The sequence below is a fragment of the Streptomyces sp. NBC_00454 genome (genome assembly GCF_041434015.1).
GTDB lineage: Bacteria > Actinomycetota > Actinomycetes > Streptomycetales > Streptomycetaceae > Streptomyces.
This window is the reverse complement of the sequence record NZ_CP107907.1, coordinates 7,875,757-7,889,799: the sequence shown is the minus strand read 5'-3', so window position 1 is coordinate 7,889,799 and position 14,043 is coordinate 7,875,757. Positions and strand designations below refer to the sequence as shown.

Genomic DNA, 14,043 nt, shown 5'->3' with positions numbered 1-14,043 from the left:
CGGCTCCTTCGGCATACGGACGATCAGAGGAAGCTGCCGCTGCCGTAAGGCGCGTACAGGTCGAGAAGGCACACGCGGGCGGCCTGCAGCCGGTTGGCCAGGACCTGCCCGATCCAATGGCCCAGGGCAGAGCCGAAGGCGGTGTCGTCGTCCATCAGCGTCCGTACGCGCGCCGCGTCGAACTCGTACGCGCGGACGGGCGTCATCGCCTCGGCGCCAAGGCGCCAGGAGTAGGGCTTGAAGAGCCACGAGCAGCCGACCAGCTGACCGGCACCGAGGCTATCGATGACGGCGGCGCGCCGCCCGGGCACGTGGACGTCCAAGGTCACGGTGCCGGACCGGACGATCCAGAACCGGTCGGCGTGACCGCCCTCGCTGAAGAGACGCGTCCCCTCGGCGAAGTTGACCTCTTGGGCCAGTTCCATCAGACGGGAACGGCAGTCGGCGGGCAGCGCCTCGGAGATACGTGTGGGTGACGGGGTGGTCATGAACGGCCTCCTGTTCGAGTCCGTCTTCAGTCTTGGTGGTCCCGCCAGTCCCGACATGGGCCCTGTGGCCCCGACTGTGGGCCGACCGGCCCATGCCGGGGCTCGGTGCAGCCGGAGATCCTGGCAGCAGATGGCCGGCTCCCGACCGTCGACCCCGTCCACCTGGTAGGTGCGCAATGTACTGGAATGGCCATGGCATGGGGGCCTGGGGATGGTTCGCCATGTCCCTCACCACACTGATCATCTGGACCCTGATCGTCGCCGCGGCCATCCTCGTGGTCCGCGCCCTCAGGCGGGACGGTGCGGACGGGCACACAGTGCCCGCGCCGCACCCAACCCCCGACAAGGGGGCCGAGAAGCTTCTCGCGGAGCGATTCGCCAGAGGCGAGATCGACGACGAGGAATACCGCCGGCGGCTCGCGGTACTGCGAGCCCATATCCCTGGGCCGACGTCCCTTTGAGCAAGCCCGACCTGGTCACCGTCTTCCGCCTGTGTGAGAGCAGCGCGTAGCGGACGGCCCACTCGCGCGCTTCACCTCCTTGGAGCCCTCCGCCCGCTCGCACCGGCCCCGGCGGGGTCGGTGAGCGTGTCACTTCGTCGCGTCCGCAGACCGTGCCGACAGGGCTGCACGGCCGGCCTCCAGGCGGGCGACGGGGACGCGGAACGGGGAGCAGGAGACGTAGTCGAGTCCGGCCCCGTGGAAGAAGTGCACGGAGGTGGGGTCACCGCCGTGTTCCCCGCACACGCCGATCTTGAGGTCGGGTCGGGCCGCACGACCTTCACGGACCGCGATCTCCACCAGGCGTCCGACTCCTTCCCGGTCGATCGTCTCGAACGGGGAGGTCTCGAAGATTCCCTTGTCGAGGTAGGCGGAGAAGAACTCCGCCTCGACGTCGTCGCGGGAGAAGCCCCATGTGGTCTGCGTCAGGTCGTTCGTTCCGAAGGAGAAGAACTCCGCCTGGCTCGCGATACGGCCGGCGGTCAGGGCTGCCCTGGGCAGCTCGATCATGGTTCCGATCGGGCAGGTCACCGGGACTCCCGTCTCGCGCGCGACCGTGGACAGCACCTCCTCCACTTCTTGCCTCACGAGGTGGAGTTCCTCGACCGCGCCCACGAGCGGGACCATGATCTCGGCACGCGGATCACCTCCCGCCCGCTTGCGGGCAACGACGGCCTCTGCAATGGCACGGACCTGCATGGCCACCAGGCCCCGTTTCACGAGACCCAGTCGGACGCCCCGCAGGCCGAGCATCGGGTTCTCCTCGTGCATGCGCGTGACTGCGGCCAACAGCTCGGTGTCGTGAGGATCCTGTGTCCGGCCCAATGCTTCGTCCCGGGCAAGGCGTACGGCCAGGTCCGTCCGGTCGGGCAGGAACTCGTGCAGAGGCGGGTCGAGCAGCCGGATGGTCACGGGCAAGCCGTCCATGGCGGCGAGGATTCCGGTGAAGTCCTCGCGCTGCAAGGGCAGGAGTGCGGCCAGCGCGACCTCGCGGTCGTTCTCCGTGGGCGCGAGGATCATGGCTTCCACCAGTTGACGGCGGTCCCCGAGGAACATGTGCTCCGTACGGCACAGTCCGATGCCCTCTGCGCCGAACCGGCGTGCTCGGGCCGCGTCCTGCGGTGTGTCGGCGTTCGCCCGTACCCCCAGGCGTCGGGTGGCATCGGCGTGCTCCATGAGGCGGTGCACCTCGGGTACGCCCTCCTGCGCGGTGGCGTCCGGCGCGGGTGAGCCCGCCTCGAAGTAGCGCATGACCGCGGAGTCGACCAGTGGTACCGCGCCGAGGCGGACGAGGCCTTCGAAGCCGTCCACGGAGATGGTCTCGCCCTCGGAGACGACGACATCGCCGACGGAGAAGCGGCGTTCCCCCAGATCGATGGAGAGCGCGTCGGCCCCGCAGACGCAGACCTTGCCCATACCGCGCGCCACCACCGCCGCATGGCTGGTCTTGCCGCCCCGGCTCGTGAGCACCGCCTGAGCGGCGACCATGCCCGGGAGGTCGTCGGGCGTGGTCTCCTGCCGTACCAGCACGACTTCCTCTCCGGCGGCGGCCCGCCGAACCGCCTCCCCGGAGTCGAAGACGACCACGCCCACGGCCGCACCCGGCGAGGCCGGGATACCGCGTGTGAGCACGGGAGCCGCGACACCTGCGTCGAACCGGGGGAACATCAGCCGCGCCAGCATGTCGCCGTCGACACGGGCCAGCGCTTCATCAGTGGAGATGAGGCCCTCGTCGGCCAGTTGCGAGGCGATGCTGAAGGCCGCCTGCGCGGTGCGCTTCCCGACACGGGTCTGCAGCATCCACAGGACGCCGTGCTCGATCGTGAACTCGATGTCGCACAGGTCTCGGTAGTGCGTTTCGAGCTGCCCCATGTAGCCGCGCAGCCGGGCGAACGAGACCGGGTCGAGCGCGGCCAGCTCCTGCAGCGGTACGGCGTCGCGGACACCGGAGACGACGTCCTCGCCCTGGGCATTGGGAAGGTAGTCGCCGTACAGGCCGGGGCGCCCGGTGGCCGGGTCGCGCGTGAACGCGACTCCGCTGCCGGAATCGGAGCCGAGGTTCCCGAAGACCATGCGCTGGATGTTGACCGCTGTCCCGAGACCGTCCGGAATGTGCTCGCGGCGACGGTAGAGGCGTGCGCGGTCACCGTTCCACGACGCGAAGACGGCGAGGATCGCCTGCCGCAGCTGCTCGGTCGGGTCTTGCGGAAACGCACTACCCGTACGTTCGAGGATGAGGTCCTTGAACATTTCGACGATCCGCATGAGGTCGCAGACGTCCAGGTGGGAGTCGTCTACGACACGGTGCTGGTCCTTGACCCGGCGGAGGACGTCTTCGAAGAGCGAGCCGTCGACGCCCATGACCGTACTCCCGAACATCTGCACGAGGCGACGGTAGGAATCCCACGCGAACCGCTCCCGGTCGGGGACCTTGGCCAGGCCGAGCACCGAGAGGTCGTTCAGACCGATGTCCAGGATGGTCTCCATCATGCCCGGCATGGAGAACCTCGCCCCCGACCTGACCGAGAGGAGCAGCGGGTCGTCCACCTGTCCCAACCGCTTGCCGGCAGCCCTCTCGAGCTCCGCCAGGTGCTCGGCGACCTCGCGCTCCAGGCCCGCGGGCAGCTCACCTGTAGCCAGGAAAACGCGGCAGGCCTCCGTCGTGATGGTGAAGCCAGGCGGCACGGGCAGGCCCATGCGGGCCATCTCCGCGAGGTTCGCGCCCTTGCCTCCGAGCAGATCGGCCATGTCCCGGCCGCCCTCGGCGAAGTCGTACACGTAGGAACCCATGACTGCCACCAGCCTCCTCGGCGATATCGCGCTCATCTCTCACACTGGCTTGTCCCGCACCGGTTCCGAGAGGGGCCGGACGGCCCTTCGTGGGGCCGGACGGGCCCTCTGCCTGTGCCCTGGCCGAGCGCGCGGCCACCCGCGGAGGGGCCGTTCGACTCCGCGAAGGGACGTTGGGTACCTGCTCGACCACTCCCGGTATCCGGGACAGTCGGGGCGAGCGCGGAAATGCGGCTCCGGGCATGACACGAAAGCCGGTGAATGACATGACGGGCTTGCTGGCCGTCGGCGCCATCACTTCCGTCGGTCTCGGCACCATCCTGGTGTTCGCGGTGGACTGGCAGTGGGCGAACGCCGACCGGACACTCGTCGGGCTGATCATGATGGCCGTCGGCATGCTGGCGCTCGTCGTCGCCACGTCCCTGGAGCGACAAGGAACCGGAAAGCCTTCCTGAGCGCCCGACGCACCCCCAGGAGGCAAGAGTGACTCGCCGGCCCACGTGTCAGGCGCAGGCCTCGGATACCGTGCCTTCTCCCACCCCCGTGAGCCAGGCCCAGCGGGCGAGTTCAACTCGTTCACGACGGAGCGCATGCTGTCCACGGCGGCTGCCGAGACGGCGTACACACCGCAGGCGGCGAGCCAAATGCCCTGGCGGGTGTATCGCGGGCAACGACGTGGTCCTCGTCGTGTGCCGCAGCTGGAACGGTGCCCGGAGGGTACTGCGTCACGTGCACGGCGGGGCGGACGTGGACCGGTAGTTCCTGCTCATTCTGTCGCGAGCCCCTTCTCCCGGCTCCATGCCCGGTAGGCCTCCAGAGCCGTGGGCAGGGTCGGGTAGATCCGTTCGGCCCCCACCGAGGCCGTGAGGCCGAACGCATCGAGGTCTTCACGGAGTTCCTGCTTGACCCGGGCCAGCGCGAAGACGATGCCGCGGTGCACGAGTTCCTGACGGAGTCCGTCGACGGCGTCAAGGGCCGTGATGTCCACTTCGACGTTCGCCTCCGCGTTGAGGACGAACCAGCGGACCGGACGGCTCTGTTCGTCGACCGCCGCCAGGGCGCGTCGGCGGAAGTCCTCCGCGTTGGCGAAGAACAGTGGTGAGTCGTACCGGTAGATGACCAAGCCGGGAACGGTCTGCGCCGTCGGGTAGTCGTCCACGTCATGCATGCCGGCGAGCCCTGGTACCAGGCCTTCCACCGCGTCATGCGGACGGGCCACGCGAGCGAGGAGCTCGATGACCGACAGGGCCACGGCGACCAGAACGCCGTACAGGATGCCGAGCACGAGGACACCCAGGAGACAGCCCAGGGCCAGCAGGAGTTCGCGGCGGCGGAAGGCGGCGAGGCGCCGGAACTCGGCCACCTCGATCAGGCGGACGGCGGCATAGACGACGATGGCGCCGAGGACGGCGCTCGGCGTGTGGGCCAGTAGGGGGCCCAGGAGGAGCAGGACCATCAGTACCGCGACCGCAGCGAACAGGGAGTACGCCTGGCTCCGCGCCTTCGACGACTGCGCCAGGGCGGTGCGGCTCGCGCTGCTGCTGACCGGGAACCCGTGCAGGATGCCCGCCCCCAGGTTCGCCGCCCCCAGGGCCAGGAGTTCACGGTTGGGGTCCAGCGGGACCCGGTCGCCGCGATCGGCGAAGGCTCGGGCGGTCAGGATCACGTCCGAGTAACCGACGAGCAGCACACCCAGAGCCGGGACCAGTAGCCGGGGCAGGTCGCCGAGCGGTGGCAGCGAGGGCACCGGCAGGCCGGAGGGCACGGATCCGATCACGGAGATCCCGTACCGGTCGTCCAGCCCGAATGCCGCCACGGCCGCCGTGGCGAGGACGAGGGCCACCAACGGGCGCGGCACCATGCGCCAGTGCTTCGGCGCCACCAGGAGCAGCGCAAGAGCAGCAGCGGCCACCCCGGCGGTCGGCCAGTCGACGTCCGGGACGTGCAGGGCGAAGGAGTACAGCTGCGGGAAGAAGCCCGAACTGGTCGTGCGCACTCCGGTGAGTCGGGGCAGCTGATCAATGATCATGATCAGTGCGACGCCGGCGAGGTAACCGACGAGCACGGGCCGTGAGAGCAGGTCGGCGAGGAACCCGAGCCGTACGGCCCAAGCGGCCAACGAGACCAGGCCGACGACCACGGCGAGGGCCGCTGCGAGCACCGCGTACCGGCCCGGATCGCCGGCGGCGAGCGGTCCCACGGCAACGGCGGTCATCAGCGCCGTGGTCGACTCGGGTCCGACCGACAGGAGCCGCGAGGACCCGATCAGCGTGTAGAGGACCATGGCCGGCAGGACCGCCCAGAGTCCGGCGACCGGCGGCAGCCCGGCCACACCCGCGTACGCCATGACCTGCGGCACCAGGTACGCGGCGACGGTGACACCCGCCAACGCGTCCCGCCCGAGCCAGGAGCGGCGGTACCCCCGGAGACCCGTGGGTACCGGGGCCGGCCTTCCACTTGCGGACATCGCGCTCCTTCTGACGATCCGCTCGGCATCGCGCACCGGTCTCCGGCGCGGCTCAGTCCTTGCCGAGGGTGGCCGCGTGGTCGGGTACGGCGGTCTGTAGCTCCTTGGACGGACGCTCGTAGCCCGTGGACGGCGGCCTCGGCGGCAAGGTCAGCGATGGTACGGCCACGTCCTCGTAGGGAACCGAGGACAGCAGGTGGGCCATCATGTTGAGCCGTGCGCTGCGCTTGTCGTCGCTCTCGACGACGTACCACGGGGCGTCGGCCGTGTCCGTGTGGACGAGCATCTCGTCCTTGGCCCTCGAGTACGCCTCCCAGCGGGTGAGGGACTCCAGGTCCATCGGGGAGAGTTTCCACCGGCGCAGCGGGTCCTGCGCGCGGCGCCGGAACCGCTCCTCCTGGGCCGCGTCGCTGACGGAGAACCAGTACTTGCGGAGCAGGATCCCGTCCTCGATCAGCATCCGCTCGAACACCGGGCACTGGCGCAGGAAGCGCTGGTGCTCGGCGGGCGTGCAGAAGCCCATGACGTGCTCCACTCCGGCGCGGTTGTACCAGCTGCGGTCGAAGAGGACGATCTCGCCGGCGGCCGGCAGATGCTCGACGTACCGCTGGAAGTACCACTGTGAACGCTCCCGCTCCGTCGGCGTGGGCAGGGCCGCAATGCGCGCGACACGGGGGTTCAGGTGCTCGGCGACGCGCTTGATCGTGCCCCCTTTGCCCGCGGCGTCACGGCCCTCGAAGACGACGACCAGGCGGGCGCCTTCCGCGCGAGTCCACTCCTGGAGCTTGACCAGCTCCGTCTGGAGCCGCAGCAGCTCCCTCTCGTAGACCGCCTTCTTGAGACCCATCGCCGTGTCCGTCCTCTCGCCGTCCAGTGCCGTGATCAAGTCGGTCACGGCACGCGCCCGCGCGCAAGGATGCCTCTCGCATCGCAATCCCGTGTCGGGACGCCCGCCCAAACCTCACCCTCAGGTCTCACCGGGCGTCCGCAGCCCCCTGTTCGCAGTGCCCGCGGCCGATGCCCTCTTCGGGCCCGTCTGTGCCGATACGCTGGCGGCGGACGGGGCGGGCAGCGAAGGGGAATCACGTGAGTGTGGGGGATCCGTTGACGCAAGTGCCTCGGATGCGGCTGGACGAGCTGCTCGACGAGCTCCAGGTACGCATCGACGCCGTGCGCGGCACACGGGACCGGGTGCACAGTCTGCTGGAGGCCGTCGTCTCGGTGGGCCGGGAGCTGGATCTGGCGCAGGTGCTGCGGCGGATCGTGGAGGCCGCGGCCCTGCTCGTCGACGCCGACTACGGGGCGCTCGGGGTCATCGGGCCTGACGGCCGCACGCTGTCGCAGTTCCTGACCGTGGGGCTCGACGAGGAGGCCATCGCCGAAATCGGTCCCCTGCCGGCCGGACACGGCCTGCTCGGAGAGGTCATCCACCACCCGGAGGCCTTGCGCCTCACTGATCTCGGCGCCCACTCCTCGTCGTACGGGTTTCCGCCGCACCACCCGCCCATGCGCACGTTCCTCGGTGTACCGATCCGGGTGCGGGACGAGGTGTTCGGGAATCTCTACCTGACCGACAAGCGGGGCGGGTTCGATTTCGACACCGAGGACGAGACGGTGATCTCCACCCTCTCGGTGGCGGCGGGCGTGGCGATCGACAACGCCCGGCTCTACGAGGGGTCCCAGCGCCAGCAGCTGTGGCTCAAGGCCAATGCGGAGATCACCGAGAGCCTGCTGTCGGGCAGTCCCCGTCCGGCGGTGCTGGAGCTCATCGCGCTGCGGGCCCAGGAGATCACAGGGGCCCGGATCGCGGATATCTCCATGCCGGTTCCCGGCGCGGAGGGGTTGTTCGTGGAGTTCGCGGCCGGTGCGGACAGCAAGTCCAGGCAGGGACTCGTGGTCCCCTTCGCGGGAACCCTCTCGGGGACCGCGCACCGGACCGGGCAACCCGTCACGGTCCTCCACGCCTCGGACGACGACCGCTACCCGGCCGATGCGCAGACACAGGGCGGGCTGGGTCCCGCCGTCGCGGTCCCGCTGGGCACCTCCGGCGGGGAGAGCAGGGGCGTACTGCTGCTCGCGCGCCCGGCTGGCGAGCCCGCCTTCGGCGAGAACGAGCTCGAGCCGCTCGTCGCCTTCGCGGGTCAGGCGACCATCGCCCTCGAGCTGGCGGAGCGGCGCCGTGACGCAGAGCAGATAGCGCTTTTGGAGGAGCGCGACCGGATCGCACGGGACCTGCACGACCTGGCCATCCAGCGGCTCTTCGCCACCGGAATGACCCTCCAGAGCGCGGCACGGCTCGTCGAGCACGAAGGGGCCGCCGAACGCGTCAGCCGTGCGGTCGAGGACCTGGACGAGACCATCAAGATCATCCGTTCGACGATCTTCGGTCTGCGCACCAAGGACCGCGAGACCGGACCGGGTCTGCGGGCCCGCGCGGCCCGGGCCGTCGGCGAAGCAGCCACCACCCTCGGCCATCCACCGCGTCTGAGTATGGAGGGGTTGCTCGACACGGACGTCCCCTCCGAAGTCGCCGACCACGTCATGGCGGCGCTGGGCGAGCTCCTGAGCAACGCCGCGCGCCACGCGGAGGCGACCAGGGTCGCCGTGGCGCTCAAGGCAGAACCGGGCGAGATCGTGCTGACGGTCTCCGACAACGGCAGGGGCATCCCGGCCCAGGGCCGCCGAAGCGGTCTACGCAACCTCGACGACCGGGCGCAGAGCCTGGGCGGGTCATTCATCATTGGCACCCCCGACGACGGGGGCAGCCGGCTCGTCTGGCGGGCGCCGCTCCCCACCGGGAGCTGACGGCCCCGACGCGATCAGCCCAGGCAAGCGGACTCGGGCAGCGTCCGCTCCGCCTCCAGCCGGAATCCGGTAACGAGGTCGGAGCGGATCCGCAGGGCTCCGGTCATGGGGTGTCCCACCCAGGGACGCAGCAATGAAGCGAACCGGGCCACCTCGTCGGCATCGGTCACCAGGCACGCGTAACCGGTGACCACGACGCTCCAGCCGAAGTGGGTGACGGGATCGATGGCGTCCGCCTCGTAGGCGACCACCACGCCGGGGACATCGGCCGGAGCCACGAGGGAGGCGAGCGCCCCATCGTCGTGGATCCGCACGATGACGTCCTCGCCTTCGACCAGGTGGTTGACCGGGCGGACGGCGGGCAGCGCGGACTGCGTGAAGACGATGCGCCCCAGGGACACAGTCCCCAGAAGCCTGAGTGCCTCGGCCCTGTCCAGCTCCCGCATGCGCCGGCCGGTCGTCGTATCGCCCGTGTGACCGCCGACGCGTCCTATGCCGTCCTGGTCCATGATCCGCACCTTCATCCGGTATCGATCGTTCGCGGCTTCCGCGTCACCAGCCTCCCTCGCGATCACCACGGGAACCAGGGCCAAATGGTCCCGACCAGGGCACCAGTCTCGGATGCCGCCGCGCTCAGGCCGCCACGATGCGCAGCACGCGGTCGGCACCGAGGACGCGCATCGACTTGGCCACCAGAGGTGGCACGCCGCACAGCCGGAGCCGGGTTCCGGCCCAGCGGCAGCGTTGGTCGACACGCAAGAACAGGCCGATGCCCGAGCTGTCACAGAAGGAGATCCCGGACAGGTCCAGGACGAGGCTGCGGTGACCGGATGCGGCGAGGTCGGTGAGGCGCGGTTCCACCAGCCCCGCCGTATGGAAATCGAGTTCTCCGGCCAACGTGACGCGCACGTCGCCTTCGTTCCTCACCGCGGCCTTCAGGTCGATCAAGGTGGTCGTCATGGAACCTCCACGCTGCGTGCGGCCCTGCGGACGAGCCGCGCCTTTCCCCGTGCGGCACCAGCTCACCGCACGCGAACAGGCGCCGGGAGGGTCCGCATGCCCCCGACCCAGGGCCGAAGGTCCCTTTCCCCGAAGGCCCACTGCTCGGGGAGGCCGCCGGATGAGGGCCTATCGGCCCTGTCCGTTCGGCCCCTTCGGCAGGCAGGATGCTGGAGTTCGGGCGCCCCGCACGAACCCAGGCGAAGGAGTTGCGTCATGACCGACAGCGGTGCCCCCTCCCCCACCAAGCCGCCGATCACGGTCTTCCTCCTCGACGACCACGAAGTCGTACGCCGCGGGGTGCACGATCTGCTGGACGCGGAATCCGACCTGAACGTGATCGGTGAGGCGGGCACGGCGGAACAGGCCCTGATCCGCATCCCCGCGCTGCGCCCCCAGGTCGCCATCCTCGACGTACGGCTCCAGGACGGCGACGGCGTGAGCGTGTGCCGCGAGCTGCGCTCGCGGATGCCCGAGCTGGCCTGCCTGATGCTCACCTCGTTCGACGACGAGGAGGCCTTGCTGGACGCGGTGATGGCGGGCGCCTCCGGTTACGTGCTGAAGCAGATCACCGGCACCGACCTGGTCACCGCCGTCCGTACGGTCGCGGCCGGCCAGTCCATGCTCGATCCCGGCGCCACGACCCGGCTGATGGCCCGCATGCGCGGCGACGTGCCCTCGGAGGACCAGGTCCCGGGCCTGCCCGGCTTCACCGACCGGGAGAAGGAGATCCTCGTCATGGTCAGCGAAGGGCTCACCAACCGGGAGATCGGCAACCGGCTCTACCTCGCCGAGAAGACCGTCAAGAACATCATCTCGCGGCTGCTCACCAAGCTCGGCGTGGAGCGTCGCGTCCAGGCAGCGGTGATCGCCAGCCACACGCTGATCCCGCCGAGCCAGCACCCCGCGCGGGCCGCCGAATAGCCGGCGGCCGGGCACGTGAGAGGGCCGGGCACGCCGTACAGTCGCGTGCCCGGCCTTCCGCCTGACCTGGGCCGGGTCAGGCGTGCGGGACCACGGCGACAGGACAGACCGCGTGGTGCAGAACGGCGTGGGCCACGGATCCGATGTGCGCCCCCACCGCCGATTCGCGGACCCGGCGGCCGACGACGAGCAGCTGCGCGTCCGACGCCGCGGTCAGCAGCACGTGGCCGCCACTGCCCTGCTCCACGTGCGCGACGACTTCGACCTCCGGGTACTTCAGCCGCCACGGCTCCAGTGCCTGCTCCAGCGCGGCCTTCTCGTACGGCTCCAGGCCACCGAACTGGTCGGCGATCCACATCGACCCGGGGCTGTAGCCGTAGACCGGGGGCAAGCTCCAGGCGCGGACCGCACGGAGCGGTACCTTCCTCGCCGCGGCGGCCTCGAAGGCGACGCGCAGTACCTCGGCGGACTCCTGCACGCCGCCCTGCTGCCCGACGACGACCTCCCCCTCCTCCGGCACGGCCACCGGCCTGCCGTGCGCGGAGCGCACGGAGACGACGGGGCACTCGGCGGCGGCGATCACCTGCCGACCGTAGGAACCCAGCAGGAACCCGACCAGGGCTCCGTGCCCGCGCGTGCCGAGCACCAGCAACTCCGCGTCCTCGGCGGCGCGCAGCAGGGCCGGCACCGGCACGTCCGAGAGCACTTGCGCGGTGAGGGCCAGTCCCGGGTACCGGTGGGTGAGCTCGCCCTCGACTTCCTTCAGGAGGTCATCGGCCCGGCCGGCTTCGGTGTCGCGGTCCTGGACGATCGGTGCTGCGAGCGGCTGCCACAGCCAGGCGTGGACCACGTGCAAGGGCAGGTCACGCCGTACGGCCTCCCGTGCGGCCCAGTCCGCCGCGGCCCGGCTCTGCGGGGATCCGTCCACTCCGACAACGAGCGTGCGCTTCACAGGTCTGTCCTCCGTACTGATGCCGGAGCATCGGGGTCGATCGGCAGGGGAGCGGCACCGGCCGGGGGAACCGGCGCCGCTGAACTCACCTTCGCCGCTGGATGCCTTGACATACAGGGGCCAACAGTCCCTCCCCCAGGGCCGGTCCTCCCTTCCCGACGCCCGCTCGGTCGACGACCTCCTCGCCGGACGAGGGGCCCTGTCTCGGCTCCAGCCAGTGGCCTTGCGGGCGGTCAGGTGCTGGGCAGCTTCGGCGCCGGGGTTGACGAGCTCCGCAGGAGCTCCGGCTTCCGGGGCCGGCCTGGTTGCGGCGGCCCCGGACCGACGCTTCCGCTACAGGAGCCACCGGTTGCGGCGGACTACGGGCAGGCTCCGCCAAGCAGTGCCCAGCCCCCAGAAGCGCCCGGCTCCGATCACCGCCAGCATCACCAGGACAGCCGCGTACAGGACGTGATAGTCCACCAGAGGGTTCGTCGACATGCTGAGGCTGCCGTCCGAAAGGTGCCGGGCCGGAGGCCACTCGGCAGCCCACATGAGCGCCATCATCGCGGTACCCGCGACAGCAGCGCCCCTCAGGGCGACACCGCTCGCCAGAGCGATGCCGATGCCGAGCAGCCCCAGCATGAAAGCCCAGTCGGCCCAGGCCGCCCCGGCCCAGGCGTGGAAGGTGCCCTCCAGCGGCCCGGCGGCGACATGGCTCAAGAAGCCCTTGGTGGGAGAAGCGCCGTCGATCCACCCCTTGCCCGCCGGGGTCGCGTACCCCCAGCCGAACGCCTTGTCACCGAAAGCCCAGAGGAACGTGAACGAGGTCAGCAGGCGGGTCGTCGCCGCGATGCGCGCTACGGCCACGGGTGCGGCGAGCTCATCAAGCGCGCTGTCGGACGTTGTTGTGGCCCAGGCGGCCTTTCGCCACCCTGCGAGGGACATCCCGGGCTGACGGTGCTGGTGCAAAGCCATGACGTAGAACCCTTTCCTCACAGCAGGCCGTGCGCCTGCCCATCGCCAATGTCCCCGCTCGGAGAGCGGCGGCCCCGGGGGCGAACGGCCCACACCAAGTAGCCGAACGTCCTTAGCAGCAACGGAGTTCAGCACGGCCGCGCATCGAAGGAGACCTTGGATCCGGCTGCCAGGTCCTGTCGGCTTCGCGCCCGGGTACGGACGGCCCCCAAGCCGGGCCGGTTGGCACTGGCCGGAGGAGGTCGACCGAAGCGAGGCTGATGCCGACGGAGGAGGAATTCACATGAGCCATCTCAAGTCCCGTCCACGGGTTGACGTCCTGGTGAACAAGCGAGGGCCAGTGCCCGAAGGCGCGTCCGAGTACGTCCAAACGAAGATGCTGGCAGCGATCGCACACGTGGGGCCGCCGGTCCTTGCCGTCCGTGCCAAGCTCACGCAGACGGCCAACCCATCGGCGAGCCGCCCCGCCATCGCCCAGGCCGTGGTGAACGTGAACGGCCACCCGGTGCGCGCCCACTGTGCCGCGGACACGATGTTCAAGGCGGTCGATCTCCTGCAGGAGCGACTGGCCGCGCGCCTCGCCAGCGCCCGGCAGCACGGCGGACGAGAACATCGTCCCGACCACCACCAACCGCCTCCGCCGTCGATTGACGAACCCCACATCGTGCGCCAGAAGGCATTCGGCCTGGGACGACAGACTCCCGAAGACGCCGTCATCGACATGGAGTCCATGGACTACAACTTCTGGCTGTTCACCGACATGACATCGGGAGCCGATTGCGTCGTCTACCGCCAGGGGCAGACCGGCGGGTACCGCGTGGCCTCTGCCGGCGGGGACAGTCAGCAGTACGAAGCCGGTCCCCTGTTGAGCGTGAGTTCGGCCGCCGCCCCTGAATGCGGCGTCGACGCGGCCGTCGACCGCATGCGTATCGCGGGGCTCGCCTTCGTGTTCTTCGTCGACTCGGCCACGAAACGAGGATGCGTCCTCTACCAGAGGCACGACGGCCACTACGGCCTGATCTCCCCTGCACCGTAGAACACGGGCCCCAATGCCGTGGCCGTCATCCCGCACAAGTGACTACCACGGTGCGCGCAAGTGCCGTTGCCCGCGTTACCTCTTGGGAGCGCCGGCGACTTCGTGTGAGGGGCTCCGGCAGGCCG

General features: G+C 70.1%; 13 protein-coding genes. 5 read left to right on the top strand and 8 right to left on the bottom strand.

Annotated features, from left to right (window positions below; all coding sequences use genetic code 11):
* Positions 1-23: 23 nt before the first annotated feature.
* Complete coding sequence (locus OHU74_RS35970) at positions 24-488, bottom strand: Crp/Fnr family transcriptional regulator (RefSeq protein WP_371613943.1); 465 nt, start codon at positions 486-488, stop codon at positions 24-26.
* Between the two features lie 221 nt (positions 489-709).
* On the opposite strand from OHU74_RS35970, the gene OHU74_RS35965 reads away from it, so the two are divergent.
* On the top strand, positions 710-949 hold the full coding sequence (locus OHU74_RS35965) for an SHOCT domain-containing protein (protein ID WP_371613942.1): 240 nt from the start codon (positions 710-712) through the stop codon (positions 947-949).
* Positions 950-1,078: 129 nt separating this feature from the next.
* On the opposite strand, the gene ppdK is transcribed toward OHU74_RS35965, so the two are convergent.
* Entirely contained in the window at positions 1,079-3,778 is a 2,700-nt protein-coding gene (gene ppdK, locus OHU74_RS35960; protein ID WP_371613986.1) for a pyruvate, phosphate dikinase, read from the bottom strand.
* Between the two features lie 266 nt (positions 3,779-4,044).
* Here ppdK and OHU74_RS35955 point away from each other — a divergent pair, with 266 nt between their 5' ends.
* Positions 4,045-4,233, top strand: coding sequence for a hypothetical protein (locus tag OHU74_RS35955; protein ID WP_371613987.1), 189 nt, complete (start codon positions 4,045-4,047; stop codon positions 4,231-4,233).
* Positions 4,234-4,544: 311 nt separating this feature from the next.
* Here OHU74_RS35955 and OHU74_RS35950 read toward each other — a convergent pair whose 3' ends face one another.
* Both OHU74_RS35950 and ppk2 read right to left on the bottom strand, forming a co-directional pair.
* Positions 4,545-6,245 carry a SulP family inorganic anion transporter gene (locus tag OHU74_RS35950; RefSeq protein WP_371613988.1) on the bottom strand — a complete coding sequence of 567 codons (1,701 nt, stop codon included), beginning with the start codon at positions 6,243-6,245 and terminating at the stop codon, positions 4,545-4,547.
* A 52-nt stretch (positions 6,246-6,297) separates the two neighbouring features.
* Positions 6,298-7,092, bottom strand: a complete 795-nt coding sequence (ppk2, locus tag OHU74_RS35945) for a polyphosphate kinase 2 (protein ID WP_371619520.1) — start codon at positions 7,090-7,092, stop codon at positions 6,298-6,300.
* Between the two features lie 275 nt (positions 7,093-7,367).
* Between ppk2 and OHU74_RS35940 the strand changes: the two genes are divergently transcribed.
* Positions 7,368-9,050 (top strand): GAF domain-containing protein, encoded by a 1,683-nt coding sequence (locus OHU74_RS35940; RefSeq protein WP_371619521.1) that lies wholly within the window; start codon positions 7,368-7,370, stop codon positions 9,048-9,050.
* A gap of 14 nt (positions 9,051-9,064) precedes the next feature.
* Here OHU74_RS35940 and OHU74_RS35935 read toward each other — a convergent pair whose 3' ends face one another.
* Both OHU74_RS35935 and OHU74_RS35930 read right to left on the bottom strand, forming a co-directional pair.
* Complete coding sequence (locus tag OHU74_RS35935; protein WP_371619522.1) at positions 9,065-9,559, bottom strand: pyridoxamine 5'-phosphate oxidase family protein; 495 nt, start codon at positions 9,557-9,559, stop codon at positions 9,065-9,067.
* A gap of 124 nt (positions 9,560-9,683) precedes the next feature.
* The gene (locus OHU74_RS35930) at positions 9,684-10,010 is read right to left on the bottom strand and encodes an STAS domain-containing protein (protein WP_371613989.1); all 327 of its coding nucleotides are present in this window, start codon (positions 10,008-10,010) and stop codon (positions 9,684-9,686) included.
* Between the two features lie 255 nt (positions 10,011-10,265).
* On the opposite strand from OHU74_RS35930, the gene OHU74_RS35925 reads away from it, so the two are divergent.
* Positions 10,266-10,973: a response regulator gene (locus OHU74_RS35925; RefSeq protein WP_371613990.1), complete on the top strand. Its 708-nt coding sequence runs from the start codon at positions 10,266-10,268 to the stop codon at positions 10,971-10,973.
* A 76-nt stretch (positions 10,974-11,049) separates the two neighbouring features.
* Here OHU74_RS35925 and OHU74_RS35920 read toward each other — a convergent pair whose 3' ends face one another.
* Entirely contained in the window at positions 11,050-11,925 is an 876-nt protein-coding gene (locus OHU74_RS35920; RefSeq protein ID WP_371613991.1) for a universal stress protein, read from the bottom strand.
* Between the two features lie 333 nt (positions 11,926-12,258).
* The gene (locus OHU74_RS35915) at positions 12,259-12,882 is read right to left on the bottom strand and encodes a hypothetical protein (protein ID WP_371613992.1); all 624 of its coding nucleotides are present in this window, start codon (positions 12,880-12,882) and stop codon (positions 12,259-12,261) included.
* 283 nt (positions 12,883-13,165) lie between these two features.
* On the opposite strand from OHU74_RS35915, the gene OHU74_RS35910 reads away from it, so the two are divergent.
* Complete coding sequence (locus OHU74_RS35910) at positions 13,166-13,918, top strand: HPF/RaiA family ribosome-associated protein (RefSeq protein ID WP_371613993.1); 753 nt, start codon at positions 13,166-13,168, stop codon at positions 13,916-13,918.
* The last annotated feature ends 125 nt before the right edge of the window (positions 13,919-14,043 follow it).

What these genes read in the sequence shown, in the direction of transcription:
- OHU74_RS35970 (WP_371613943.1), bottom strand. Translation starts at nt 488, where the DNA reads ATGACCACCCCGTCACCCACACGTATCTCCGAGGCGCTGCCCGCCGAC.
- OHU74_RS35965 (WP_371613942.1), top strand. Translation starts at nt 710, where the DNA reads ATGTCCCTCACCACACTGATCATCTGGACCCTGATCGTCGCCGCGGCC.
- ppdK (WP_371613986.1), bottom strand. Translation starts at nt 3,778, where the DNA reads ATGGGTTCCTACGTGTACGACTTCGCCGAGGGCGGCCGGGACATGGCC.
- OHU74_RS35955 (WP_371613987.1), top strand. Translation starts at nt 4,045, where the DNA reads ATGACGGGCTTGCTGGCCGTCGGCGCCATCACTTCCGTCGGTCTCGGC.
- OHU74_RS35950 (WP_371613988.1), bottom strand. Translation starts at nt 6,245, where the DNA reads ATGTCCGCAAGTGGAAGGCCGGCCCCGGTACCCACGGGTCTCCGGGGG.
- ppk2 (WP_371619520.1), bottom strand. Translation starts at nt 7,092, where the DNA reads ATGGGTCTCAAGAAGGCGGTCTACGAGAGGGAGCTGCTGCGGCTCCAG.
- OHU74_RS35940 (WP_371619521.1), top strand. Translation starts at nt 7,368, where the DNA reads ATGCGGCTGGACGAGCTGCTCGACGAGCTCCAGGTACGCATCGACGCC.
- OHU74_RS35935 (WP_371619522.1), bottom strand. Translation starts at nt 9,559, where the DNA reads ATGGACCAGGACGGCATAGGACGCGTCGGCGGTCACACGGGCGATACG.
- OHU74_RS35930 (WP_371613989.1), bottom strand. Translation starts at nt 10,010, where the DNA reads ATGACGACCACCTTGATCGACCTGAAGGCCGCGGTGAGGAACGAAGGC.
- OHU74_RS35925 (WP_371613990.1), top strand. Translation starts at nt 10,266, where the DNA reads ATGACCGACAGCGGTGCCCCCTCCCCCACCAAGCCGCCGATCACGGTC.
- OHU74_RS35915 (WP_371613992.1), bottom strand. Translation starts at nt 12,882, where the DNA reads ATGGCTTTGCACCAGCACCGTCAGCCCGGGATGTCCCTCGCAGGGTGG.
- OHU74_RS35910 (WP_371613993.1), top strand. Translation starts at nt 13,166, where the DNA reads ATGAGCCATCTCAAGTCCCGTCCACGGGTTGACGTCCTGGTGAACAAG.